25 protein-coding genes are annotated in these 23,324 nt (G+C 35.6%); 6 read left to right on the forward strand and 19 right to left on the reverse strand.

All coding sequences use genetic code 11. The annotated features are described in order from the left end of the window. Positions 1–3: 3 nt before the first annotated feature. Genes TE34_RS12190 through TE34_RS12205 form a run of 4 tightly spaced genes read right to left on the reverse strand, consistent with a single transcriptional unit; the run spans position 4 to position 3,536 of the window. Positions 4–1,044 carry a type IV pilus twitching motility protein PilT gene (locus TE34_RS12190; RefSeq protein ID WP_047985092.1) on the reverse strand — a complete coding sequence of 347 codons (1,041 nt, stop codon included), beginning with the start codon at positions 1,042–1,044 and terminating at the stop codon, positions 4–6. Positions 1,045–1,057: 13 nt separating this feature from the next. After that, on the reverse strand, positions 1,058–2,683 hold the full coding sequence (locus TE34_RS12195) for a GspE/PulE family protein (RefSeq protein ID WP_047985093.1): 1,626 nt from the start codon (positions 2,681–2,683) through the stop codon (positions 1,058–1,060). A gap of 5 nt (positions 2,684–2,688) precedes the next feature. Next, positions 2,689–3,126, reverse strand: coding sequence for a hypothetical protein (locus TE34_RS12200; RefSeq protein WP_047985094.1), 438 nt, complete (start codon positions 3,124–3,126; stop codon positions 2,689–2,691). Continuing rightward, entirely contained in the window at positions 3,123–3,536 is a 414-nt protein-coding gene (locus TE34_RS12205; protein WP_047985095.1) for a type II secretion system protein, read from the reverse strand. The genes TE34_RS12200 and TE34_RS12205 overlap by 4 nt, the downstream gene beginning before the upstream one ends. A 55-nt stretch (positions 3,537–3,591) precedes the next feature. Here TE34_RS12205 and TE34_RS12210 point away from each other — a divergent pair, with 55 nt between their 5' ends. Beyond that, entirely contained in the window at positions 3,592–4,560 is a 969-nt protein-coding gene (locus TE34_RS12210) for a prepilin-type N-terminal cleavage/methylation domain-containing protein (RefSeq protein ID WP_269083174.1), read from the forward strand. 105 nt (positions 4,561–4,665) lie between these two features. On the opposite strand, the gene TE34_RS12215 is transcribed toward TE34_RS12210, so the two are convergent. Continuing rightward, positions 4,666–5,346: a metal-dependent hydrolase gene (locus tag TE34_RS12215; protein ID WP_047985097.1), complete on the reverse strand. Its 681-nt coding sequence runs from the start codon at positions 5,344–5,346 to the stop codon at positions 4,666–4,668. A gap of 109 nt (positions 5,347–5,455) precedes the next feature. Continuing rightward, complete coding sequence (locus TE34_RS12220) at positions 5,456–6,121, reverse strand: PspA/IM30 family protein (protein WP_047985098.1); 666 nt, start codon at positions 6,119–6,121, stop codon at positions 5,456–5,458. A 141-nt stretch (positions 6,122–6,262) separates the two neighbouring features. Between TE34_RS12220 and TE34_RS12225 the strand changes: the two genes are divergently transcribed. Next, entirely contained in the window at positions 6,263–7,360 is a 1,098-nt protein-coding gene (locus TE34_RS12225; RefSeq protein ID WP_047985099.1) for a M24 family metallopeptidase, read from the forward strand. A gap of 43 nt (positions 7,361–7,403) precedes the next feature. Here TE34_RS12225 and ald read toward each other — a convergent pair whose 3' ends face one another. Both ald and TE34_RS21245 read right to left on the reverse strand, forming a co-directional pair. Beyond that, positions 7,404–8,519 (reverse strand): alanine dehydrogenase, encoded by a 1,116-nt coding sequence (gene ald, locus TE34_RS12230; RefSeq protein ID WP_047985100.1) that lies wholly within the window; start codon positions 8,517–8,519, stop codon positions 7,404–7,406. Between the two features lie 140 nt (positions 8,520–8,659). Further along, the gene (locus TE34_RS21245) at positions 8,660–8,821 is read right to left on the reverse strand and encodes a hypothetical protein (protein WP_169749100.1); all 162 of its coding nucleotides are present in this window, start codon (positions 8,819–8,821) and stop codon (positions 8,660–8,662) included. A 116-nt stretch (positions 8,822–8,937) separates the two neighbouring features. Between TE34_RS21245 and TE34_RS12235 the strand changes: the two genes are divergently transcribed. Further along, on the forward strand, positions 8,938–9,372 hold the full coding sequence (locus tag TE34_RS12235) for a universal stress protein (RefSeq protein WP_047985101.1): 435 nt from the start codon (positions 8,938–8,940) through the stop codon (positions 9,370–9,372). Between the two features lie 52 nt (positions 9,373–9,424). Here TE34_RS12235 and TE34_RS12240 read toward each other — a convergent pair whose 3' ends face one another. The 10 genes from TE34_RS12240 to refZ all read right to left on the reverse strand — a co-directional run bounded on the left by TE34_RS12240 (position 9,425) and on the right by refZ (position 18,976). After that, positions 9,425–10,612, reverse strand: a complete 1,188-nt coding sequence (locus TE34_RS12240; RefSeq protein WP_047985102.1) for an acetate kinase — start codon at positions 10,610–10,612, stop codon at positions 9,425–9,427. Between the two features lie 32 nt (positions 10,613–10,644). Beyond that, positions 10,645–11,634 (reverse strand): class I SAM-dependent methyltransferase, encoded by a 990-nt coding sequence (locus TE34_RS12245; protein WP_047985103.1) that lies wholly within the window; start codon positions 11,632–11,634, stop codon positions 10,645–10,647. Positions 11,635–11,798: 164 nt separating this feature from the next. Next, complete coding sequence (tpx, locus tag TE34_RS12250) at positions 11,799–12,299, reverse strand: thiol peroxidase (RefSeq protein ID WP_047985104.1); 501 nt, start codon at positions 12,297–12,299, stop codon at positions 11,799–11,801. Between the two features lie 81 nt (positions 12,300–12,380). Continuing rightward, complete coding sequence (gene ytfJ, locus TE34_RS12255; RefSeq protein WP_047985105.1) at positions 12,381–12,944, reverse strand: GerW family sporulation protein; 564 nt, start codon at positions 12,942–12,944, stop codon at positions 12,381–12,383. A 23-nt stretch (positions 12,945–12,967) separates the two neighbouring features. Then, positions 12,968–13,408: a DUF2953 domain-containing protein gene (locus TE34_RS12260; RefSeq protein ID WP_162200024.1), complete on the reverse strand. Its 441-nt coding sequence runs from the start codon at positions 13,406–13,408 to the stop codon at positions 12,968–12,970. A gap of 291 nt (positions 13,409–13,699) precedes the next feature. Beyond that, entirely contained in the window at positions 13,700–13,903 is a 204-nt protein-coding gene (locus tag TE34_RS12265; protein ID WP_047985107.1) for an alpha/beta-type small acid-soluble spore protein, read from the reverse strand. Between the two features lie 96 nt (positions 13,904–13,999). Further along, positions 14,000–15,202 carry a tRNA uracil 4-sulfurtransferase ThiI gene (gene thiI, locus TE34_RS12270; protein WP_047985108.1) on the reverse strand — a complete coding sequence of 401 codons (1,203 nt, stop codon included), beginning with the start codon at positions 15,200–15,202 and terminating at the stop codon, positions 14,000–14,002. Positions 15,203–15,208: 6 nt separating this feature from the next. Then, positions 15,209–16,348 carry a cysteine desulfurase family protein gene (locus TE34_RS12275; protein ID WP_047985109.1) on the reverse strand — a complete coding sequence of 380 codons (1,140 nt, stop codon included), beginning with the start codon at positions 16,346–16,348 and terminating at the stop codon, positions 15,209–15,211. A 92-nt stretch (positions 16,349–16,440) separates the two neighbouring features. Further along, positions 16,441–18,132: a septation ring formation regulator EzrA gene (gene ezrA, locus TE34_RS12280; RefSeq protein ID WP_047985110.1), complete on the reverse strand. Its 1,692-nt coding sequence runs from the start codon at positions 18,130–18,132 to the stop codon at positions 16,441–16,443. 238 nt (positions 18,133–18,370) lie between these two features. Next, on the reverse strand, positions 18,371–18,976 hold the full coding sequence (refZ, locus tag TE34_RS12285; protein ID WP_047985111.1) for a forespore capture DNA-binding protein RefZ: 606 nt from the start codon (positions 18,974–18,976) through the stop codon (positions 18,371–18,373). Positions 18,977–19,093: 117 nt separating this feature from the next. Here refZ and TE34_RS12290 point away from each other — a divergent pair, with 117 nt between their 5' ends. After that, the gene (locus TE34_RS12290) at positions 19,094–19,573 is read left to right on the forward strand and encodes a GAF domain-containing protein (protein WP_047985112.1); all 480 of its coding nucleotides are present in this window, start codon (positions 19,094–19,096) and stop codon (positions 19,571–19,573) included. Positions 19,574–19,610: 37 nt separating this feature from the next. Here TE34_RS12290 and TE34_RS12295 read toward each other — a convergent pair whose 3' ends face one another. Then, positions 19,611–21,494, reverse strand: coding sequence for a sensor domain-containing diguanylate cyclase (locus TE34_RS12295; protein WP_053075071.1), 1,884 nt, complete (start codon positions 21,492–21,494; stop codon positions 19,611–19,613). 336 nt (positions 21,495–21,830) lie between these two features. On the opposite strand from TE34_RS12295, the gene rpsD reads away from it, so the two are divergent. Both rpsD and TE34_RS20295 read left to right on the forward strand, forming a co-directional pair. After that, entirely contained in the window at positions 21,831–22,433 is a 603-nt protein-coding gene (rpsD, locus tag TE34_RS12300; RefSeq protein WP_047985113.1) for a 30S ribosomal protein S4, read from the forward strand. 214 nt (positions 22,434–22,647) lie between these two features. After that, positions 22,648–23,184 carry a DUF6241 domain-containing protein gene (locus tag TE34_RS20295; protein WP_053075072.1) on the forward strand — a complete coding sequence of 179 codons (537 nt, stop codon included), beginning with the start codon at positions 22,648–22,650 and terminating at the stop codon, positions 23,182–23,184. Positions 23,185–23,324 lie beyond the last annotated feature (140 nt).

Raw genomic sequence — 23,324 nt, forward strand, 5'->3', positions numbered from 1 at the left:
TGCCTAAACTCCCCTTTCCTGCATAAAAGGAGCAGCCGTTTCTATAGAAATTTTATTTTCTTGAACTAATCGTCTTAAATCCATTTCTAATGTATGCATTCCTTGCTCTTTAGAGGTTTGCAGTACACTTTGAATTTGATGTAGTTTCTCATTTCGTATCAAATTCTTAATGGCAGGATTATTAATTAATACCTCTGTCGCTACACGTCTACCTGAGTTATCTTTTGTTAATAGAAGACGTTGGGAAATCACCGCTTTTAATATAGTTGATAGCTGAATTCGAATCTGGTCCTGCTGCTCTGATGGAAAGACATCAATAATCCGCTCTATCGTTGAGACCGCATCTGTTGTATGTAATGTGCCAAATACTAAATGACCAGTCTCTGCTGCCGTTATTGCCGTAGCTATCGTTTCCAAGTCACGCATCTCACCAACTAAGATAACGTCTGGATCTTGCCGTAAGCTCGCACGTAATCCACCAGAAAAGCTATTCGTGTCAAATCCAACTTCTCGTTGATCAATCACAGACTTATTATGTGTGTGCATATATTCAATAGGATCTTCTAAAGTAATAATATGCTTGTACATCGTTTGGTTCATATAATCAATCATAGAAGCTAGAGTAGTACTTTTCCCACTTCCTGTTGGACCAGTCACGAGGACTAAGCCCTGTTGATGCGTAGTGAGTTTCCTAGTAATTGGAGGCAAATCTAATTCATCAAGCGTAGGTATTCTACTAGGGACTATCCGTATCGCCATAGACAATTCCCCTCGCTGATAGTATGTATTAATGCGAAAACGTGATATACCACTAATTCCATAGGAAAAATCTATCTCGCGTTTTCTCTCAAGTTCTCTCCACAAATCTTCCGGTAAGATGTCTTGAATAATAATCTTGGTCATCGACGGTAATATTTTTTCCTTGTCTTGTTCAACTAGCTTACCATTAATACGAAAAATAGGGGCTTTACCGATTGTCAAATGTACATCAGAAGCGTTCATCTGATAAGCTTCCTTTAACCACTGCTCAAACTGCTCCTTCACGAATTTACCCCCTTTAAATACTAATTGAGATTTGCATAATTTCTTCCATCGTCGTTAGCCCATCTTTAACCTTTTCTAATCCATCTTGAATTAAGAAGCTTGTCCCCTGCTGCTTCATATATTCCTTAACTTCCTTAATAGAAGTGTGGTTGAGTAACATACTCTTAATTGTATCATCCATTACAATTACTTCATGAACGGCAATTCTTCCACGATAACCTTGCTGATGACAGCTGCTACAACCTTTTCCAAAATATACGTGCTCCACTTCGATACCATTTTTAAGGAATATATCTTTTTCCATTTCAGTAGCTTCTCTTTTAGACTGACAATCTCTACAAATCTTACGTACTAGCCTTTGTGCTACGACACCATTTAACGAGGTAACTACTAAATATGGTTCCACACCCATATCTATCAGTCGCGGCACCGTATCAATCGCACTATTCGTATGAAGTGTACTAAATACTAAGTGACCTGTTAAGGAAGCACGGATAGCGATTTCTGCTGTTTCCTGGTCTCGAATCTCCCCTACCATGATAATATTGGGGTCTTGTCTTAAAATTGAACGTAAACCATTAGCGAATGTAAGACCAACTGCACTGTTTACTTGAACTTGATTGATACCTTTTAACTGATACTCTACCGGATCTTCGATAGTAATAATATTGACATGTTCCTTGTTTAAGAGATTAATTGATGCATATAAGGTCGATGTTTTACCAGAACCTGTTGGGCCTGTCAATAGTACTAGTCCAGATGGCTGCGTTATTAATTGTCTGTACTTTTGATGATTGCCTTTCGAAAAATTCATCTCGCTTAGCTGCATCAAAGCATTATTTAAATCTAGAATACGAATAACCACTTTTTCTCCATAAACCGTAGGAAGGCAAGAAATACGTAAATCAACTGGTGTCGTGTTAACCATCATTTTTATACGACCATCTTGCGGTAAGCGGGTTTGTGTAATATTTAATTCAGCAAGAATTTTAATTCTAGCAACTAGTGAGTTTTGAACCTGCTTGGGAATAACCGTTTCCGTATGTAATCTGCCATCAATCCGATATCGCACATAAACATCATTTTCATGTGGGTCAATATGAATATCACTTGCCCGTAACTGAACTGCTGCATTCAACAATTGATCCAACATCCGAATAACTGGTGCCTCATCTTCGCCCTCAGAAATCGTTAAATCAATTCCTCTATCTTCTTTAAAATAGTATTTGTTGATAGCATGTAGAATATCATCTTTTGTAGCAATTACCGGTGAAATACTAAGTCCAGTTGATAACTCTAAATCATCGATGATAAAGTAATCCATTGGGTCCTTCATTGCGATAATTAAGGAGCCATCTTTTATTTTTAAAGGCATGATGTGATTTCTTTGTGCAATTTCCTTTGATACAAATCCTAACACTTTTTCATCGATAGGATATTGATATAGTGAAACTTGAGGAATTCCTAACTGAAATTCTAAGACTTCAATTAGTTGTCTTTCTGTTATATAACCGCGCTCTAAAAGAGCATCTCCAAGCTTTTGGTTAGGCTTCTTATATTCAATTGTTTCATTTATTTTGGCCTCTGTTACTATTCCTGCTTCTTGGAGTAAATCTCCTAAACGCTTACGATTTGGCATGCCTTTCACTCCGTTTGTGTACTTATTTTAACTTCCATATCATCAATAGAAAATTCAGAGTCAGGGGTTATCCCTTTACTAGAAAATTTAATACTGATTGGATCTTCCGAATCATCAATAGTGATATCATCAATAACAAATTTATAAAGTCCTTCGTCATCTAACACTTTTTCTAAAGAGTCACCAGTTGGGTTAGGAATAAAAGTTATTATGTCTTCAACACTAGAAACCTGATTTGGCACAGATTCTTGAACGAGTTGTTGATAATAATCCACACCCATTTCGGCAATATGAGAAGCAATTAGATGTTCTTCTGTTGTTTTTACTTGTCTTGCAGTATTTGTTACTTGTGTAAATAACATGAGGACAAATAATAAAATCAGGGTAATAATCATTACGGTCAATACAAGTGCTGCACCATGTTCATTCCCTATCTTTTTCAATTATCTTCACCTGCTATATATGTATAGGTATCACTATGTTTTTCCTTATAAGTAACATGGATGTTAGTTCGATAGAGCTCTACATCAGCCTCCTTACAAACTTTTAATTGAATTTGATAAGAAGTCTCAAGGAATCTGTCAGCCTCAATATCTACTGTTCCTTCTTCACACAGTGGAGCATCATAAAATTCATTCCAAAATTCTTGCTGATTAATATTCTGAACATCATAGATAGCTTGTCCTAGTAAATTACTAGTAACTAGCTCATCATCCACATTCTCATTCCATGTCAAAATTTGCGGGAAAATAGGTAGTAATATTACAATTACCATACCTAATATCGCAATTGATGCTATAATTTCAATAAGAGTAAACCCGTTGTTATTCATGTTTTTATTTTGATGAAACAAGAAAGTCCACTCCCTATCAGTACTTTTGTCCTATTATACCATTATTTTATTGGATGTGATTACTTTGATTTTTCGACATTTTAGAAACAATAAAGGTGTTACTTTGGTGGAGCTCCTAGCAGCCTTAAGTTTGTTTGCTATAGTAATGGTACTTGTATCTACTACTATCTTTCAATCATTTAAAGGAGAAGATCAAACTAGTAATCAGATTGAAGCAACTCAACTTGCAAATATTGCATTGCAGGATTTGAAAAGTCAATATCAAAACAAAAAAGAGACTATTTGTATTCAGCAGAGTGAATTAACTATCGAAATCAGCGATGTTTCAAATGGAGTAGTAAAAGATAATTGCATTGAAGAAATTACACCAGAAGAACCTATTCGAATTACTGTTACCACATTTCCACAAAACGGAGAACCGAATACTATTCAGACTGCTTGGGCGAATAAATCTAATCAAGATTTAACTGTTACTATTGTTGAAACACCAGATGAAGAAGACAATGTTATCATCGATGAAGAGTATATTAAAAAGAATGGTTGTTACTTAAATGACTCCCAAATGGACTTTGTATACACTCTAAGAGAAATTACGGAAGATTGTACATTTGTTAGTAAAAATGGGACTTTCTTATATGATATAAGCTTCTATAAATATAAGAATGAAAGGGGCATGGCAGATATAACAGTTACTGGAGATGTAACTTTTAGAGGTAGTATATCTTTTGATGAGAACAATCCTAATGATGCTGAACTTAAAATAGATGGGAATGCCCATTTCGGTGATATATTTATTAACAGTAATCATACAACTATAACAGTCAAGGAAAATGCCACATTCAAAAATGTGAACTTAAATAACAATCATTCTTCCATAACAGTAGATAAAAATGGTACATTCAATGGTAATATCAACATAACTTCAAAGGATTCTTATATCACTATTCATGGTACAGCTTCATGTAATGGAGATACTCAAAACGGTATAATCATTAATGAATCTAGAAGTTGCGGTTCCAACTAAGAACGTGAGCGTTGAGCTCACGTTCTTAGTTTATTTTATATAAATTTCCTTCAAAATATAAAAGAGACTAATTTGTTTATATTATCACCCCAATCCCATGAACCTTTAAAATTCTATCTTATTGCCCACCTGCAATACTTTTCCTTCACCAGTCCTAAGTCTTTTCACAAACTCCTCTGGGTTCTGCTCAATAACCGGAAACGTATTATAATGAATTGGCACAACAATTTTCGCATTAATCCAATCAGCAGCAACCACAGCATCATCCGGTCCCATTGTAAAATTATCCCCAATTGGAATAAATGCTAAATCAATATCGTTCATCTCTCCATACATTTTCAAGTCGGTAAACAACGCAGTATCACCTAAATGATAAATTGTTTTACCTTCAACCGTTAACAGAATTCCTCCAGGCATACCTGTATAAATAATCTTACCACCCTCTTCTTCAAATGAAGAACCATGGAATGCTTGTGTGAACTTCACTTTACCAAAGTCAAATTCACGAGAACCCCCAATATGCATATTATGCACTCGAACTCCTTTGTACCCTAAGTAGTCTGCAAGTTCATTTGGTGCAATAACTAACGCATCATTTCGCTTTGCAATTTCCACTGTATCTCCAACATGATCATTATGACCATGCGTTAACAATATGTAGTTAGCCTTAACTTCATCAGCATTTAAATCAGATAATGGATTACCTGTAATAAATGGGTCAATTAAAATAGTATGTTCACCCGATTCTACTTTCACTGCTGAGTGTCCGTGATATGATACTTTCATCGAATCATCCTTTCATAATTGTTTACCATATACATTCTACATTTATTCCCATAATCCTCTTTATAAACAATAAAAGACAGCATGTTCAAACATGCTGCCTCAAAGTTCCTTACTCTCTACCCATTGCTCTTTTTAGCTCTGCTAACTCATCATCCACATCAGAGTCTAACTTCTTAAATTCATCATCTAATGTTCGACTTTGAGTGGATAAGTCCTCACTAGTTTCAGCTTCTGCTTCAAAGCGAAGAACTTTCTCTTCCATACGTTCAAAACCTCGTCTTGATTCGTCACCACCGACTGATGACATACTGCGGTTAATTTTAGTACGCGTTTGTGCAGACTCTGCACGTGCTTTTAAGGAATCTTTTTTCAAACTCATTTCTTGGTACTCTTTTTTCATTTCATCTAGCTTACTTTTAAGTACTTGCGAATCATTTTCAGCTTGCTCATAGGATAGTTTTAGTAAGGTTGCTTGGTTTTCGTATTCTTTCTTTTCTTGTAATGCACGTTTTGCAAGTTCATCTTCCCCTGCTACGATAGCTTTTTCTGCTTGTGCTTGTCTTTTGTCCACCATAGCTTGTGCATCGTCAGCTTTACGCTTCAGAATTTTTTCATTAGCTATTTGCTTAGCAACAGCTGTTTCAGCCTCTTGAATCTCTTCTCCCATATCTCGCAGAAATTGGTCCAGCATTTTCACTGGATCTTCTGCTTTATCAAGCATCGAATTTAATTCTGAACTAACAATCGTCTTCATTCTTTTGAAAAATTTAAACATAGGTCTACCTCCAAATTATTTAAATTTTGTAATACGTCTATCTTTAGTACGAACAATTCTTTAAAAGGTTTCATAATTTTTCTTAGTTGAATTTACTTTTTCATAAAGCTTATAATGAATATAATAGATGAGGTGATATAAATGTCAGCAAAAATTAAGCTATTATTGACAGAACTGGAAACAAATCAACTAGATAGCATGCTAGTTACTTCTCCGGCAAATGTATATTATTTAAGTAATTACCTGACAGATCCACATGAAAGAGTTGTTGCAGTTTATGTGAGTGCTGCTCATGATCCGGTTTTAATCTTACCTGCAATGGAAGCAGAAGACGCAAAAAATGCAGGTTGGACTCATGCAATGATTGATTACCACGATCATGAAGACCCATGGGAATTATTTCTAGCATTTCTAACTAATTCTGGAAAGATACCTAAAAACCTTGGTGTGGAGGAGGATAATCTTACATTAAGCCGCTTCAATAAAGTTAAAGGTATCCTTCCAACCACGGAGATAAGCCAAGCCCAAGAAATTCTCTCCAAATTGAGGGTCATTAAAAATGAACAAGAGTATGAATTGCTAAAAAAGGCTGCTGAGTTAGCTGACTTCGGTGTTCAGACAGGCATCAATGCTTTAAAAGAAGGAATTAGTGAGCTTGAAGTCATTGCAACTATTGAATATGAGTTAAAGAAAAAAGGCGTACAAGCAATGTCCTTCTCTACCATGGTCTTGTTTGGACATAAAACTGCTTCCCCACACGGAACACCTGGAACTGCCAAACTGCAAAAAGGCGATATGGTCCTATTTGATTTGGGTGTTATATTTGAAGGCTATTGCTCCGATATTACTAGAACAGTGGCATTCCAAGCGATTAATGATGAACAAAAAAAGATTTATCATACCGTGTTGGAAGGACAATTAAAAGCAATTGAAGCTTCCAAACTAGGTAATGCTGTCGGTAATATTGATAAGGCGGCACGTGACCATATTGATGCAAACGGTTATGGTGAGTACTTTAATCACCGAATTGGACACGGCTTAGGTCTTGAAACACATGAATATCCGTCTCTTCATGGAAATAATACATTACCATTACAAAATGGTGTTTGCTTTACCATTGAGCCAGGAATTTATGTACCGAAAGTTGCAGGAGTACGAATTGAAGATATGATATTCATGACAGAGAATGGTGCAGAGATATTAACGAAATTCCCGAAAGAATTACAAATCATTAAATAAGTAGAAGGGTCTGACACCAAAACTGGGTCAGACCCTTGCTAATTCAAACCAATATATCCTCAATTCGTTTAAACTCTAATCCATGGGCTGCAGCAACCGCTTCATAAGTAACATAACCATCCATTGTATTTAGCCCTTTTAGCAATGCTGGATTGTTTAAGCATGCTTCACGATAGCCTTTATTAGCAATTTGAAGTGCATACGGTACTGTCACGTTAGTTAAGCCAATCGTAGCTGTTCTAGGGACTCCACCGGGCATATTTGCAACGGAATAGTGAAGTACACCATGTTTAGTGAAGGTTGGATTGTCATGGGTTGTGATACGATCACTCGTTTCAAAAATACCACCTTGGTCAATAGCTACATCTACAATCACTGAACCCTCAGACATTTGCTTTACCATATCCTCTGACACCAGTTTTGGTGCTTTTGCACCTGGAATTAATACAGCACCAATCACTAAATCAGATTGTGCAACACTATCTGCAATATTCATTGGGTTAGACATCATCGTATTGATGGATGAGCCAAACGTATCATCTAAATAACGTAACCTTTCCGGACTTAAATCCAAAATCGTTACGTTAGCTCCAAGTCCTACAGCAATTTTTGCTGCGTTTGCACCAACAACACCTCCACCAATTATGGTCACATTAGCCCGCTTAACGCCAGGAATAGCTGCTAGTAAGATACCTTTTCCGCCTTTAGACTTTTCCAAGAATTGTGCTCCAATTTGTGCCGCCATACGCCCAGCAACTTCACTCATCGGTGTTAACAATGGAAGTGAGCCATTAGCTGCTTGTACAGTTTCATAAGCCAGTCCAACCACTTTTTTATCGAGTAGAGCTTGCGTAAGTTCTGGTTCTGCAGCTAAATGCAGATATGTGAATAATATTAAACCTTCATAGAAGTAATCATACTCCTCTGGAAGAGGTTCTTTAACCTTCATTACCATTTCTTGTTTCCATGCTTCTTCGGCATTACCAACAATAACCGCGCCAGCTTGTATGTATTGGTCATCCGTAAAACCTGATCCTAATCCAGCAGATGTCTCTACAAATACCTCATGTCCAGCATTTCGTAAAGTAAGTACTCCAGCAGGCGTAATCGCTACTCTATTTTCATTATTTTTTATCTCTTTTGGAATCCCTATTCTCAATTGGAACACCTTCCTCTTAAATATTGTAAACACTTACATTGTACCAAACATATTAAAAATATACACTATAATCATAGCGAATATCCAAAAAACAATCTACCCGTAAATTACGAGTAGATTGTTTTGCTTGGAAGGTAGCTTTAAGCCTTTCTGTTATTAAAAGTCCATATGTCTTTATTGTTATGCAATTGATCTTCTACCACTCCACTTTGGTAGCTCTCAAAAAGCTGGTTTTTCACTGCAGACACACCACTTGGATCTTCAAATAACTCGTTTTTTTGTTTGTTTTTTTTCTTGGCCATGTACTCACCTCCACTATTAGTTTGTACTAAATTCGTCAATAAAAGCTTGTTTACTTTTACCAAATGAAAGCGTTTTTATTGTATAATAATGGTAAATAAAGAAAGGGGAGAGAAACATGAAATTTGAGTATAAGAATATTCTAGTAGCTATTGATGGATCTGATGCATCCGAAAAAGCATTTAAGAAGTCTGTCGAAATAGTCAAACGTAACAATGCACATCTTATCATTGCTCATGTAATTGACTTTCGTTCATTTGCGTACGCTGAATCGTATGATGGTACTCTATCTGAGCAAGCAGAAGAATACGCAAAAGATTTAATTGATAGTTACGTTGAGAACGCAAAAGAAGTTGGTATTACAGATATCTCCCGATGTATTGAATATGGATCCCCAAAAGTGAAAATTGCTAAGGATATCGCAGAAACTTTTCATGCAGACTTGATCATATGTGGAGCAACTGGTATGAATGCGGTTGAACGCTTTTTGATTGGTAGTGTATCCGAAAGTATCACAAGGCATGCTAGCTGTGATGTATTAGTTGTCCGATAAAGAAAAAAGGTTTTGATATGTTCACATCATATCAAAACCTTTTTTAGATGTTTTATTTACTAAGTCTTACCGTATCCTTAGCAATCATGACCTCTTCGTTCGTTGGGATAACGATCACCTTCACAGGTGAATGAGGGTAACTAATAAGTCCTTCTTTTCCTCGAGTCGATTGGTTTAACATTGGATCCCAGTAAATCCCCATAAATTCTAAACCATTTAACACTTTCGCTCGAATGATATCGCTATTTTCTCCCACACCTGCAGTAAAAATAACCGCATCTACACCAGACATTCTAGCAGCATAAGAACCAATGTACTTATGGATTCTTCCAGCAAACACGTTTAATGCTAGTTCTGCACGTTCGTTTTTATCTGCTTGTAATTCGATATCACGTAAGTCACTAGAGAAGCCGGATAATGCAAGCATCCCACTTTCTTTATTTAAAACATTAACTACTTCTTCAGCTGTCTTGCCAGTTTTCTCCATAATATAGGGTATTAATGCCGGATCAATATTCCCTGATCTTGTTCCCATTGTAACTCCAGCTAATGGAGTAAATCCCATGGAAGTATCTATTGACCTGCCCCCTTTAATGGCAGCAATACTCGCTCCATTTCCCAAGTGACAAGAAATTAATCGTAAGTCTTTCAATGGTTTGTCCATTATCTCCGCGGCACGTTTTGACACATACTTATGTGATGTTCCGTGAAAACCGTATTTACGAATACCATACTTTTCATAATACTCGTATGGCAGACTATATAAATAAGAACTCGGTTTCATCGTTTGGTGAAAAGCAGTATCAAAAACTGCTACCATAGGAATGTTAGGCAGCACTTCTTTAAAAGCCTGAATACCAGTTAAGTTAGCTGGATTGTGAAGTGGGGCTAATTCAGATACTTCTTCAATCTCTCTAATAACCTGTTCATTAATTAATACGGAATCATTAAATTTCTCTCCGCCATGAACAACGCGATGCCCTACCGCATCAATCTCATCTAATGATGCAATAACACCAGAGCTAGTTAATTTATCTAATAGAAGCTTTACCGCTACTTCATGATTTGGAATGTCTATAACGTTTTTGTCTTTCTTACCGTTAATTTCGATCGTAAATACAGCTTCAGGTAATCCGATTCGCTCCATGAGACCTTTAGCAACTACCGTTTCCTCTGGCATTTGAATCAATTGAAATTTTAATGATGAACTTCCTGCATTAATTGCTAATACATTATTCATTGGTGTCACTCCTGTTGTGATATTCATTTGTACTACACATTTTTGTTATAGTCCTTAAACCAATCATTCATTTTCGCTAAAACATCCCCCATTGCGTTCGTGTTCTTCAGCGAAGGTAATTGAACTAATAAAGGTTGTTTTGGTCCTTCTGTATTTTTCCCTTTCTTCTGCAGGATTAATATACATTTAGATGATTTCTTAGATTTAAACGCACTTTCAGGTAATTGAATTACACCTACGATATGTGCATTTTTTTGGATGTAAGGATAGAGTCTGTCTGCCCCTTCACTTTCAAAAATAAAGTTAGGAACCATTAACATCAGATAACCACCTGGGTTTGTATAGTTCATACTTTGCTCAATAAATAAGTAATGAGCAAAAGAATGTCCTTCATCAGCTTTTAATTCATAATTTGCTGCGCGAATGTCGTCTGGATAATAGCCAACTGGTAAGTCAGAAACAACTAAATCCACTGGGTCTAATAGAAATGGTCGTAAGCTATCCTGATGGAAAAACTCAATCGGGATCTTTTGTAAATTGGCACTTACCAAAGCAAGCTGAATCAATGTTGAATCGACTTCACTCGCAAACGCCTCATATGGTTGATTTAGTTGCGAAATGACTGTAGTAAGTAAGTTTCCAGTACCAGAAGCAGGATCAAATATACGTATCGGCTTCTCGTCTACTACTAGCTTCTGTACTAGATAACCAATAATTAGGGCAATTGATTCAGGAGTCATTAGATGTTGTTGTTGCGTAGTATCCTTCATTCCTTTTAGTACTGTAAATTGAATAGCTTTTCGAATATCATCCGCATTATAGTCCTCAAGATTAACTTGGTTTAATGCAGTGTGTAACTTATGAGTTAATATGTCATCCATCGATTCTTCTGCACCTTGAAAGAATAAAGTTTCAAGTGCGATTGATAGACTATCGAGATAAGGGTCTTTTAGGTGTTGTTCGATAATCTGAGTAGTATTATCCATCCACTCAAATAAATGTTCAACCTTTGTTTTTTCCATATAATAAATCCTCCGTTCCACTAGCTCGTTATATTGTAACAAATACAAGGGACAACTGTACAAAATAATGATTTAGACAGAAGATTGTAATTAGATAATTCAATTCAGAAACATATAAAAGAAGTCTCTCTAATTTCTTCGAGAGACTTCTTACACGTATATAATTATTTAGCTTGGTTAGCTGCTTCTAATGCTTTATCATAATCTGGATGATCAGATACTTCGCTTACATATTCGGCGTATGTAACTTTATCGTTGGAATCAACTACAAAAATGGAACGAGCTAGCAAACGAAGTTCTTTAATTAATACCCCATAACCTTCACCAAAGTTACCATCAAGATGGTCTGAAAGCATATCCAGACTTTCAACATTATTTACCTCACGCCACCGTTTCTGCGCAAATGGTAAATCCATACTTACGGTAAGGACATGAACATTATCTAGTTTCTTGGCTTCTTCATTAAAGCGGTTCGTCTGTATAGAACAAACTCCAGTATCAATAGATGGTACCACGCTTATTAATTTTATCTTCCCCTTGTAATCAGATAGTGATTTCTCTTCTAGGTCATTATCTAGAACCTTAAAATCAGGAGCTTGATCCCCAACTTTTAATTCGTTTCCTACAAGCGTTACAGCCTGTTGTTTAAATGTAACATTCACCATACTATTCCTCCTATTCCGATATCTTATATCTAGTATAGTAAAATAAAAGGGTGATTACAAAAAAAGAAACCACCGTTTATATTAAATATCATAGATAGAAGAGGATTCCTCATCTGATTTTTTCTTTTCATCAGACTTTTTATCATCTTCCTTTTTGTTATCCTTATCTTCTTTTTCTTTATCCTTCGACTTTGCTTTGTCGGAACCTTTTTCTTTATTTTCTTTTTCTTTTCCTTGACTACCTTCTTTTAATAACTGCTGAATTTTTTCTACAGCTTTAGGTGCAAAATCAATTAACTTCTCATAGATATGAGTATTCTCATCGAGATGCACCATTTTAATTCCTTTAGGGCTTACGATTAAGAAGGCTACAGGCGTTATGGATACTCCGCCACCACTTCCTCCACCAAATGGAAAAACCGCTTCGCTTCCACTGCTTTCACTATCTCCCCCTTGGGGACTGGATCCACCTGGTACGAATTCACTACCACCTGCTGCAAACCCAAACCCAACCTTTGAAACCGGAATAATCACGCTTCCATCTGGGGATTCGATGGGATCACCAATGATGGTATTTACTTCTATCATATCTTTTAAGCTTTCCATGGCTGTAGTCATTAGACCTTGAATTGGATGTTCTTCCATAATAATCCTCCTTCGAAAATCAGTTAAGAATAGGCTTCTCTATTTACATTTGAGTTTCGTATCAGACGCACAGCGGTCTGTATAGCTTTTCCTAAACGGATTGATACCATGCAATCAACCTCAGAATATAGTCCTTTCTGTTGAAAGTGAGGTGTAACCATAAGTGTGGGTTCACACTTAAAATTGGATAAATCATAAACAGCACCAAGTAATGTGCCCTTCATCATCCAAACTCCACCAATCACAATTCCCGTTGAACTAGCATCACCTGTACCAAAATGTGTCTTCCAACTAAAGTGGTGAAAAACGATACTACTCATCATAATTCGTAGCATTTTTTGGGCTTCTTTTATTTGTTCAATTGCATTGTTTAAAAGGTTTTTCAACCCAACAAACTCTTCATCTTTCATGTCTTGGAGTACATCAACCAATTTGGAATAATCCTTGGGAGTATGTTCACTCAAATTAACTTTCCTTTGGAACATTCGTAGTTTTGCAAGATAAACATCAATCAGGAGGTGATGATTATTTTTTTGATAACAGTAATAAATCCTTATTTTAAGTTTTAGAATAAGAACTATTACTATCAATATTAATAAAGTTAAACTCGCGATAACCCAAGTCATATTTCCAACTCCACAAATTAATATGGGTAGTTTGCCACAAGTTTCCAATTTTATACTTACATATGAAAAATTTAAAAGGGCTACTCTCTTATGAGAATAGCCCTAGCCATTTATCCTATTTAATTGTTATTAACCGTTATATCCACCAAACTGTTGTTCAGCCATTTGAACTAGACGCTTAGTGATTTCTCCACCAACAGATCCGTTAGCACGAGAAGTTGTGTCACCACCAAGTTGAACACCAAATTCTGTAGCAATTTCATACTTCATTTGGTCTAGTGCTTGTTGTGCACCAGGTACTACCAACTGATTTGAGTTGTTGTTGTTTGCCATGGTATTTCACCTCCTTGGTACGCTTATATTGTGCGAAAAGGAGGTGCTTCATTCATATTTTTTATTGGAAAGTGTTGCTAATTATAGATGAGCAAACTAGAATAATCCTTCAAATGCATCCTCGGCTTTATTCTGATCGGAAACTCGGATCACTTCAATACCTTCTAACGCTTCTTGAATTAGCGGTTCGTAATCAAATTTTGATTCGAAATAGTTAACTCGGTCTTTCTTAGGTTTTGTTTTTGGAGCTTTCGGAACAAAGATCGTACAGCAATCTTCATAGGGCCTAATAGATATATCAAAAGTATCAATCGCATGAGATATATTGATAATCTCATCTTTATCCATCGTAATTAGCGGTCTAATAATGGGGTAATTCGTTACCTCATTAATCGTATTCATACTTGTCATTGTTTGACTAGCTACTTGTCCTAAATTTTCACCTGTTGTCATGGAAAGAATATTTTCCTTTTGACAAACACGCTCACTTATTCGTAACATCATTCTTCTCATTACAGTCATTCCATAACCATCCGGAGTTTCTTGGAAGATTCGCTGCTGTAGCTTAGTAAATGGAACGATATGAATCTTAATACTTGGACCAAATTTGGTTAGTTTTTCAGCTAAATCAATTACCTTCTGTTTTGCTCGTTCACTTGTGAATGGTGGAGATTCAAAATGAATTGCTTCAATCTGTACGCCACGTTTCATCGCAAGATATCCTGCAACAGGACTGTCAATTCCACCTGACAGGAGTAATAATGTTTTATCGGATGTACCTACTGGAAGACCACCTGCACCTCTTACTACACTGGAAGTAATATAAGTTGCTTCTTGTCTTATTTCTACTTTAACTTCTATATCAGGTTGGTGTACATCCACTGTAAAAGTTTCTGTATTGCTGAGCAGGTGTCCACCTAGCATTTGGGTTAACTCCTGCGAGCGAACCGGAAAACCTTTATTAATTCGTTTTACTGTCACTTTAAACGTGTTAATTTTTTCAGCGTTAGTTAAAGCAAATAATGCTGCTTCTTTAATTGTTTCAAGTTCATTTTCAACTTTTATAGCTAGACTTAGGCTATGAATGCCAAATATATTTTTAACCTTATCCATAATTGGCTCAGGAGCTTGTCCGTTCAATAAAATAAACATTCTTCCCTGAGTTCTTTTCACCTTAACATCTGGAAAGTCAGTAAGTTTGTGTTGGATATTTTGCTGTAACTTATCTACGAATTTTTTTCTGTTTTTACCTTTAAGTGCTAATTCACCATAGCGTATTAATATATGATCATATTCCATCGTTATCTACTCCATTACTTCTTTTAATTGGGTTAATGCTTCTTTTAATTTACTTATAAATAGTTTAATTTCTTCTAGTGTATTATCATAACTTAGACTTACTCGTAGTGCTGATTTTGATCGATCAGCAGGGAAACCACATGCTCTAATTATTCTACTTTCATCTAAATCCTTTGAAGAGCATGCGGATTTTGTTGAAATAAATATCCCTTGTTTTCCTAAAGTATGAATCATTACCTCTGGTTTTAATCCTGGGATTGAAAAGTTCATAATATGAGGTGCGGATTGTTCAGGTGTATTAATCGATACACCATCAATTGCTAGCAATTCCTCGCGAAGATAATGATGCAGGTATGCTAACTCCTTAGATCCTTTAGCTTCTCGTTCTTTAATTAGCCTCAACGCTTTGACTAATGAAACTGCACCTGCAAGGTTCTCTGTTCCAGAACGAATTTTATGCTCCTGATCTCCACCATGAAATAAAGGAAAAAGCTTTACTCCATTTCGGCAGTACAGTAGTCCAGTTCCTTTCAAACCATGTATTTTATGTCCTGACATTGTACATAAATCAATACCACTATTTTCTAAAGTCAATGGTACTTTACCTAATCCTTGGACATAATCAACATGGAAGAATAGTTTAGGATGTTTTTTCGCTAATTCACCAATCTCCTCAATTGGTTGAATCGAACCTATTTCATTATTGACATACATAATACTGATTAGGATTGTATCCTGTTGGATAGCACGTTCTACTTCTTTAACAGAAACAACACCATGTTCATTTACTGGCAAATAGGTCACCTTAAAACCTAGGGTTTCTAAACTTTTACAAGCCTCATATACGGAAGGGTGCTCTATTTCAGTCGTAATAATATGCTTCCCTCTTCCTTGATGTTGTAATGCAATTCCTTTAATTGCGATATTATTACCTTCAGTCCCCCCTGAGGTGAAAATAATTTCATCGTTTCGCACTTGTAGTAATGCAGCAGCTTGTTCCTTTGATTTTAGTAATAACTTTTCTGTCTGTCCGCCAAGTTGATGGATGGAGGAGGGATTTGCAAAAAAGCTAGTAGAAACTGCCTGAAAGCTTTGTAAAACGTCTGGATGTGGTTTAGTTGTGGCACTATTATCTAGATATATCATAAGATCCTCCCCTTTAAGTAACGACCAATTTATGCAAAACGGAAGGCTGTCTTTAGGAGATTGGTTTCCTAAAGCAGCCTTATTGACTAATCTTATTTTAATATTAACTGGTTTTCTTCAATGCGTTTTAATGCACCTGGTTCAACTTCCTCTAAAGCTCTTGCAGCTTGCTCCAGAGCGACTTCGTAATCAAAGTGTCTAAATAAATTCTCAGCCTCTAAGAGTTTTGCAGCAAGTAGAGGGTATTTACTTCGATAACGGTTTGCATATTGAATGACTTGTTCAGTTAGGTGCGCTTGATCCAGCATAACTTCAGTTTGTTCAATTAATAAATCTACTGCAGCTTTTGCGGCTGCTAGTGAACGTTGTACTTCCGAAATATCCAGCGGGCTTTTTTCAAGTGATTTTAGTACGTGATTATTTTTTTCTAATGCTTCATCCATTGAATTCCAAATGAAGTTTGGCACACCTGGAATATTACTCTTTTTAATTTTTCTATTGATTTCATTAATTTGCTCGCGAATATCAGCTAATTTTTCCTTGGCTTCAATTTCATCTCTTCTAAGATTATATACACTTGCTTTAAAGTCACTATGTTTCTCAAAAAGTTCTTCTAACTGTGAAAAGCCTGACTCTAATTTCTCTCGTAATTCGGAATGAGGCTTTCCATCGTTTTCCAAACCTTCTATCACTTCATCATAAACTTTTTGAAGTTGAGTAATACTTTTCTCTAATGATAAGTACTTCTCCATATCCTGATCATCAAAGTAATATGTTTGCTTCAAGGTGTTAACCTCTTCTTTTGTTTCTTCAAAGGAAGCAGCAATTTCACCAATAGATTTTTGGTAGCTTGTAACTTGCGATTCCATATAATTTTTAGCAATAGCTTCTTTCTCTAGGAGTTGATACATTTCTTGAATACGGTCCTCTATCTCTTTCCGTAAAACCTTTGCATCGGTTGCTTGGCCTTTTTCAAGTGCATTAACACAATCTAACAGACGTTGTTGATAGCCTTGTAATTCCTTTTCGAATCCTAAATGATCAATCCGGAATCCTTCTTCCTTCATTTCTTTAATTCCAGCATAAAGATCATCTATTTGTGAAGGTATTTCTTGCTTACAAGCTCGATAAATTTCCGGAAATTCATCAATTTCTACTTCTAACAGATCAAGACGTTCTTTTAGGGTGTCTACCACTTCTTTTGCCTCTGTATAGTTTCCAGAATCAACTAAATCATGATAATTTCCTAACAGCTCATTTAATTCGTCAATTTCAACTTCAAACCGAACTTCTGCCTTTCCATATTGGAAACGATTTTGTGCGATTTTTTTCCGCAAGTTTTTTAAAGCAGGTTGGATATATTCTACTTCCTTGCGACTTGACTCTTCAGATTCAACAAGTTCATCCAGTTCAACAAGAATTTTCTCAATATCCTTTTCAATTGACTGTAGATTCTGTTCCGTCTTACGAAGAATCTTCTTTGCGGTTGTAAATCGGAATCGATCTGCTGCTTCTTCCGCATCAAATAAATACTCCTCAATATCAGGCAAATCCTTTGAGAGAATAAATTCCCAACGTTCCTTCCAAGATTCAAATCTGTCCTGTGTTTCTCCTGATAGATTCAAAGCTTTAATTCTTGTAAGCTGAGCAGAAACATTACGATTCATCACTTCTAGTTTCCAACCCTCAAGACGATCGACAAAATCATATACTCTCTTCCTCATAATAAGGCTTATAATGATTAGCGCAATAACAACAAGTATAATTCCAATAATAATTTCCATAGTAAAGCCCCCTAAAAATCCAAAGAAGAAATTCTATCTATATTATAAAAACGAATAAGATTTAATAATAACCTATTTACTATAATCTTAATAATACCATGTATATGCGATTTTTGGCTAAAAAAATCAAAGAAAAAAGCGATATTTTGTCAAATAATACCTGAATTTGTATTCTAGTATAGGTGAATATCAAATTCCCCATAAAAAAAGGTTGTAAACTACAACCTTTTCAGCTAGTTTATTTAGTTATATAATCCAACCATTGGTGGATTGTATGAACATATCTATTTACAAATAGCGTATGGGAATACTCACCTACCACTTGACTTCTCCATTCATTCTGTAATATATAAGGTGTAACTAACATCCCTTTAAGCTGCATTTGTAGAAAATGACGATCTACTTTATGTTTATCCTCTTTACCGTGAAATACCGCAGAGAATGTATTTCCGATGATAAAATTCTCTTTTGCAAGATAGGTCACTACCATCTCCCTTACAAAAACTGAATCCATCGATAATTCTCGGTGGATAAAACAAGATAATTGGAGATTGGTATGTTTATATTGTATAATATTATGTATTAATTTTTTCATTTTTTCAATCGGGGTATCATCTTCTAATTCGTCTAGAGTTGCTTCAATGATAGCCAGGTATTCCTCATAATAATTTGAAACAGCGTATTCCAATAAGCCTTGTTTTCCTTTAAAATAATAACTAATCGACGATACATTCACAGAGGCCTTATCAGCGATATCACGAACAGAAGTACCATGAAACCCTTTTTGATAAAATAAAGAAGAAGCAGCCTCAACCACTTTTCTTTTAGTAGGGGTATCTTTCATTAAAGTTCAACTCCTTTCACAAATCTAACCTGTTACTATTATAAATACGACAAAAAAGCAAAATATCCTGCATATTTGAATAGGATATTTTTGACAAATTTAGGAGGATGAATTCTTATGTTTCAAAATAGCCTATATTCCGGTGATAGAATAAAAGATTACGAGCTATTAATCAAACAGTTATCAGCATTAGTAGATGGTGAATCCGATGTTATCGCTAATCTATCGAATGCTTCTGCTTTACTAAACCAATTCCTAGATCAGACAAACTGGGTTGGATTCTACTTATGGAAAGATGATGAACTAGTTCTTGGACCATTCCAAGGGTTACCTGCTTGTATCCGTATAGCCTATGGAAAAGGCGTTTGCGGGACAGCTGTAAAAGAACAAAAAACGCAACGAGTAGAAGATGTCGATCAATTCCCTGGTCACATTGCTTGTGACAGTGCTAGTAAATCCGAAATCGTTATCCCTGTGCTTAAAGACAGTAAAGTTTTTGGTGTTCTTGATATCGATAGTCCAATACTTAACCGATTCGATGAAACTGATCAAACGTATCTTGAAAAGTTTGTAGAAGAATTAACGAAGCACATTTAATAGACGAGAGGATGTCAATATTGACATCCTCTCTTTTTCACAGTCGAAGTTTATCCTTTTCTTGATCTTTTAGGCTATATTTAACAACGCAATTCTTCCCATAGCTTTTAGCCTCGTACAATGCTTTATCTGCCCGTATAAAGAAGCTTCTAGCAGAATCTTCATTGGTAGAAGTCCAGGATGATACCCCCGCAGATAATGTTACCCTAGGTTCTGTGAAATTCTCTACCTGAGTATTAATATTTCTGGCAATTTGCACACCTTCATTTATCTCTGTACCCGGTAAATAAACGGCAAGTTCTTCTCCGCCCCAACGTGCAGCGATATCCTTCTTCTCAATAGTTGACTTAATAATTTCCGCTACTTGTTTGATTACTTCATCTCCCACGAAATGTCCAAACGAGTCATTAACTTGCTTGAAATTATCTATATCAAATAATATTAACGTTCCCGTTTCACCGCTGTTCATATGCTCAGAAATTTTTTCATCCAAGTAGTTTCTAGCATACAGTTTAGTCAAATAATCGGTTGAGACTAGCTTTTGTAATTGGTCTTTAAGAATGGTGTTAACAAAAGCTAATGTTGAATGCCGTATAATAGATTGTAACAATTTAAATTGGTCAAATGAAAACGCGTAGGGATTTTTATGAAGTATTATTGCTATCCCATTGATTAACCCTGCGTTTTCCATTGGTAACACCATCATAGCATGATAAGGAACGTTGCCATCTCCATGCTTATAATCTCCGTAGAAAATAGCTTCTTTTCGTTTCAGCATTTCAGCCACTAAATGACGAGTAAACCCTCGCCCTTCCACTGAATTAAAAAACGATGTGCTTCCATCGATTGTTTCAAAATCTTGTGTCGTCTCTTGCATTCGATATACAAATCCAATTTCCTCTGCCTGGCAAATTTTAAAAATTTGATCTCTTACTAACTTTGTTATCTCCTTCAACTCTAAGTTTGAATTTAATTGATGGGTCAAATCATTAACTAATATTAAATCCGACACTAGATGTGTTGAATTTTGATATAGAATCGTACTTTCTATCGCCTTACCAGCCGTATTGGCAAACTTCGATATAAAATCCAAGTCATCTTTTGAGAATACATTTTTAGATGGAGCAATTATTTGTACTACGCCATATACACCTTGAAAACCTTTTAACGGGGCATATACACACGTATGTTTGTGATCTATCTCCTCAATTTGTACTTCTCCTTTTAGGAAAGCTTGTGAACTTGCAAGATTAGTAGAATTATCTCCTAACTCCATTGCTTTTATAGGTAATCCAACTGACTCATCATGGTCTTGTGATAACAACAGATAATAGTCATAATCCGGATAAAATTTTCGAGCACTTGTTATTATTTCTGTTAAGATATCTGTCTTATTATTCAATACTAAAAACTTAGCCGTTAACTCAAATAATATTCTATTTCTCTCTTCATTAATTTTTGTTTGTAGAATATCATTTGCAACAAGTAATCCGTTTTCGATTTCTTCTCTTAATACCATTTTCATATTCTCTGTAATGGCGTCATTTAAGGCAACACCTAAAACAATGATAGCCATAGGTCCATTGGATAGAGTCAATGGCAAGATATCAATGTCAGTATAAGAAGATAATATAAAATTATTCTTATTAAATTTAATAGATGTTTCACCGTTTACTATACTTTTCCTACAAGTCAGTTGAGGATCATACACATACTCTGCTAATAAGTCCGACTCCGAAGCTAACTTAAAATGTTTGTTCCAATCATCATATAAATATATTCCAGTAAAATCTATACTCAAGATATCACTAATTTTTTTGGAAAGCTTTTCGTAAAAGTATTCCTTACTATTAGGTGATACTGATGTAAGCAAGTCATAATTCATTAATTTTAATTTTTCTCGTAGAATTTTCTCTTTCATTATAATCACCTATCAAAGGATTTTATATCTGTTCAATCTATTATATAATAAACAGAGTAGATTTTACCACTTTAGCATGCTAAATTATTGATAGCTATCTCCTGTTATAAAAAAGAATCATTGACTTAAGCTCTAAAAAATTATATACTATTCCTTGTGTAAAATAATAAGGCAGCCTAAGTGAATCACCACTCTGTCCATTTTGTTCCTCTTAAGAGGTGTATCGTGTAACTCTCAGCTGCTGGAGCGATGGTACATGAAAACATAATGGCTATTGGAACGGTCACGGTTGGATCTTTGTTTTATGCAAATAAAATATAAAGGAGGAAATGTCCTATGGCACGATATACAGGTCCTGTATGGAAAAAATCACGTCGTCTTGGCATTTCATTAACTGGCACTGGTAAAGAGCTAGACAAACGCCCTTACGCTCCTGGGCAACACGGAGCTAACCAACGCAGAAAGCTTTCTGAGTATGGTCTACAATTACAAGAAAAACAAAAACTACGCTTTATGTATGGTTTGAACGAGCGTCAATTCCGTACATTATTCAACAAAGCTGGTAAAATGAAAGGTGTTCATGGTGAAAACTTCATGATTCTTCTTGATTCTCGCCTTGATAACCTAGTTTACCGTCTAGGTCTTGCACGTACTCGTAGACAAGCTCGTCAGCTTGTAAACCACGGTCACGTAACAGTTGATGGTTCACGCGTAGATATTCCATCATACCTAGTAAAACCTGGTCAAGTAATCGGCCTTCGCGAAAAATCAAGAAACCTTGATATCGTGAAAGAAGCGATTGAAGTTAATAACTTCGTACCAGAATATTTAACATTTGATGCTGATAAATTAGAAGGTACTTTCAACCGTTTACCAGAACGTTCTGAGTTACCATCTGAAATTACAGAACAATTAATCGTAGAATTCTATTCTCGTTAATAAAATCAATAAAAACTCTGAATTCCAGATTGTCTGGAATTCAGAGTTTTTTCTTTTGCTCTTCTTTCAGATTTATCCCCAACCCCTCATAGACTTAGCTACTATTTGATCTAACTCAGCGGATAAATTTTAATGGCACTCATGTAATTAGTAATTAGGTCTTATTTGAAAGAGTATCATTATATATTAGACTACATATTAGGGGGTAGTTCGATTGAAATGGATTATAGTCGTATTATCAATTACCGCTATACTGGTGATAGGATTTTTCGGGTTTATAATTGTGTCTGATATAAAGGATAGCAATGCAAATAAGAATACTAGCACAAATAGTTTAGAAGATATTCGAGATGCTACAGGCGGCTCGGTTACTGATGAACAATTAGACTCATACGAAGAAAAAGGTCTAAATCCATTTGGACAAATAAAATCAATTGACCAGTTAACTGATATAGACTACCAGGAATATATACATGGTATGAGTCATCAAAAGGTAGCGGCAGAGGAAAAATGGGGTTATTATCAAATAACTCCAGATCGAGTATATTGGTTACTTGAGGGTCTAGACGTAGTAAATCTTCAACATAAGGAGACGTATAAAAGTATTCTAGAAAAATGGGCAAATGGTGATTTCTCATCTGCTGATAAGGACCACAATGCTATCTGGGCATTACAGGGTGGAACAATAGGTGAGGCTACTGGAATACTATCACCTGAAGAAGAAAAAGCTTTTATGGAGAGTCAAAGATAGTTCTACTTGCTGTCCTTTAACACTAATGCACCCCAAACGGTAGCGGTGATGGTAAATGTGATGTTGTATTTTACCACTTGAGAAAGTATGATGGAAATAGAGATGTATAAAAAGGAGAATTGAAATTCTATATGTGGCAA

The organism is Ornithinibacillus californiensis, from assembly GCF_001038485.1.
GTDB lineage: Bacteria > Bacillota > Bacilli > Bacillales > Amphibacillaceae > Ornithinibacillus > Ornithinibacillus californiensis.

Bases quoted from the DNA above. Each gene is read 5' to 3' on its own strand.
- TE34_RS12240 (WP_047985102.1), bottom strand. From the start codon at position 10,612: ATGAATAATGTATTAGCAATTAATGCAGGAAGTTCATCATTAAAATTT.
- TE34_RS12195 (WP_047985093.1), bottom strand. From the start codon at position 2,683: ATGCCAAATCGTAAGCGTTTAGGAGATTTACTCCAAGAAGCAGGAATA.
- rpsD (WP_047985113.1), top strand. From the start codon at position 21,831: ATGGCACGATATACAGGTCCTGTATGGAAAAAATCACGTCGTCTTGGC.
- TE34_RS12215 (WP_047985097.1), bottom strand. From the start codon at position 5,346: ATGAAAGTATCATATCACGGACACTCAGCAGTGAAAGTAGAATCGGGT.
- ytfJ (WP_047985105.1), bottom strand. From the start codon at position 12,944: ATGGAAGAACATCCAATTCAAGGTCTAATGACTACAGCCATGGAAAGC.
- tpx (WP_047985104.1), bottom strand. From the start codon at position 12,299: ATGGTGAATGTTACATTTAAACAACAGGCTGTAACGCTTGTAGGAAAC.
- TE34_RS12295 (WP_053075071.1), bottom strand. From the start codon at position 21,494: ATGAAAGAGAAAATTCTACGAGAAAAATTAAAATTAATGAATTATGAC.
- ezrA (WP_047985110.1), bottom strand. From the start codon at position 18,132: ATGGAAATTATTATTGGAATTATACTTGTTGTTATTGCGCTAATCATT.
- TE34_RS12225 (WP_047985099.1), top strand. From the start codon at position 6,263: ATGTCAGCAAAAATTAAGCTATTATTGACAGAACTGGAAACAAATCAA.
- TE34_RS12265 (WP_047985107.1), bottom strand. From the start codon at position 13,903: ATGGCAAACAACAACAACTCAAATCAGTTGGTAGTACCTGGTGCACAA.
- TE34_RS12235 (WP_047985101.1), top strand. From the start codon at position 8,938: ATGAAATTTGAGTATAAGAATATTCTAGTAGCTATTGATGGATCTGAT.
- thiI (WP_047985108.1), bottom strand. From the start codon at position 15,202: ATGGAATATGATCATATATTAATACGCTATGGTGAATTAGCACTTAAA.
- TE34_RS12220 (WP_047985098.1), bottom strand. From the start codon at position 6,121: ATGTTTAAATTTTTCAAAAGAATGAAGACGATTGTTAGTTCAGAATTA.
- refZ (WP_047985111.1), bottom strand. From the start codon at position 18,976: ATGAAAGATACCCCTACTAAAAGAAAAGTGGTTGAGGCTGCTTCTTCT.
- TE34_RS12290 (WP_047985112.1), top strand. From the start codon at position 19,094: ATGTTTCAAAATAGCCTATATTCCGGTGATAGAATAAAAGATTACGAG.
- TE34_RS12245 (WP_047985103.1), bottom strand. From the start codon at position 11,634: ATGGAAAAAACAAAGGTTGAACATTTATTTGAGTGGATGGATAATACT.
- TE34_RS21245 (WP_169749100.1), bottom strand. From the start codon at position 8,821: ATGGCCAAGAAAAAAAACAAACAAAAAAACGAGTTATTTGAAGATCCA.
- TE34_RS12275 (WP_047985109.1), bottom strand. From the start codon at position 16,348: ATGATATATCTAGATAATAGTGCCACAACTAAACCACATCCAGACGTT.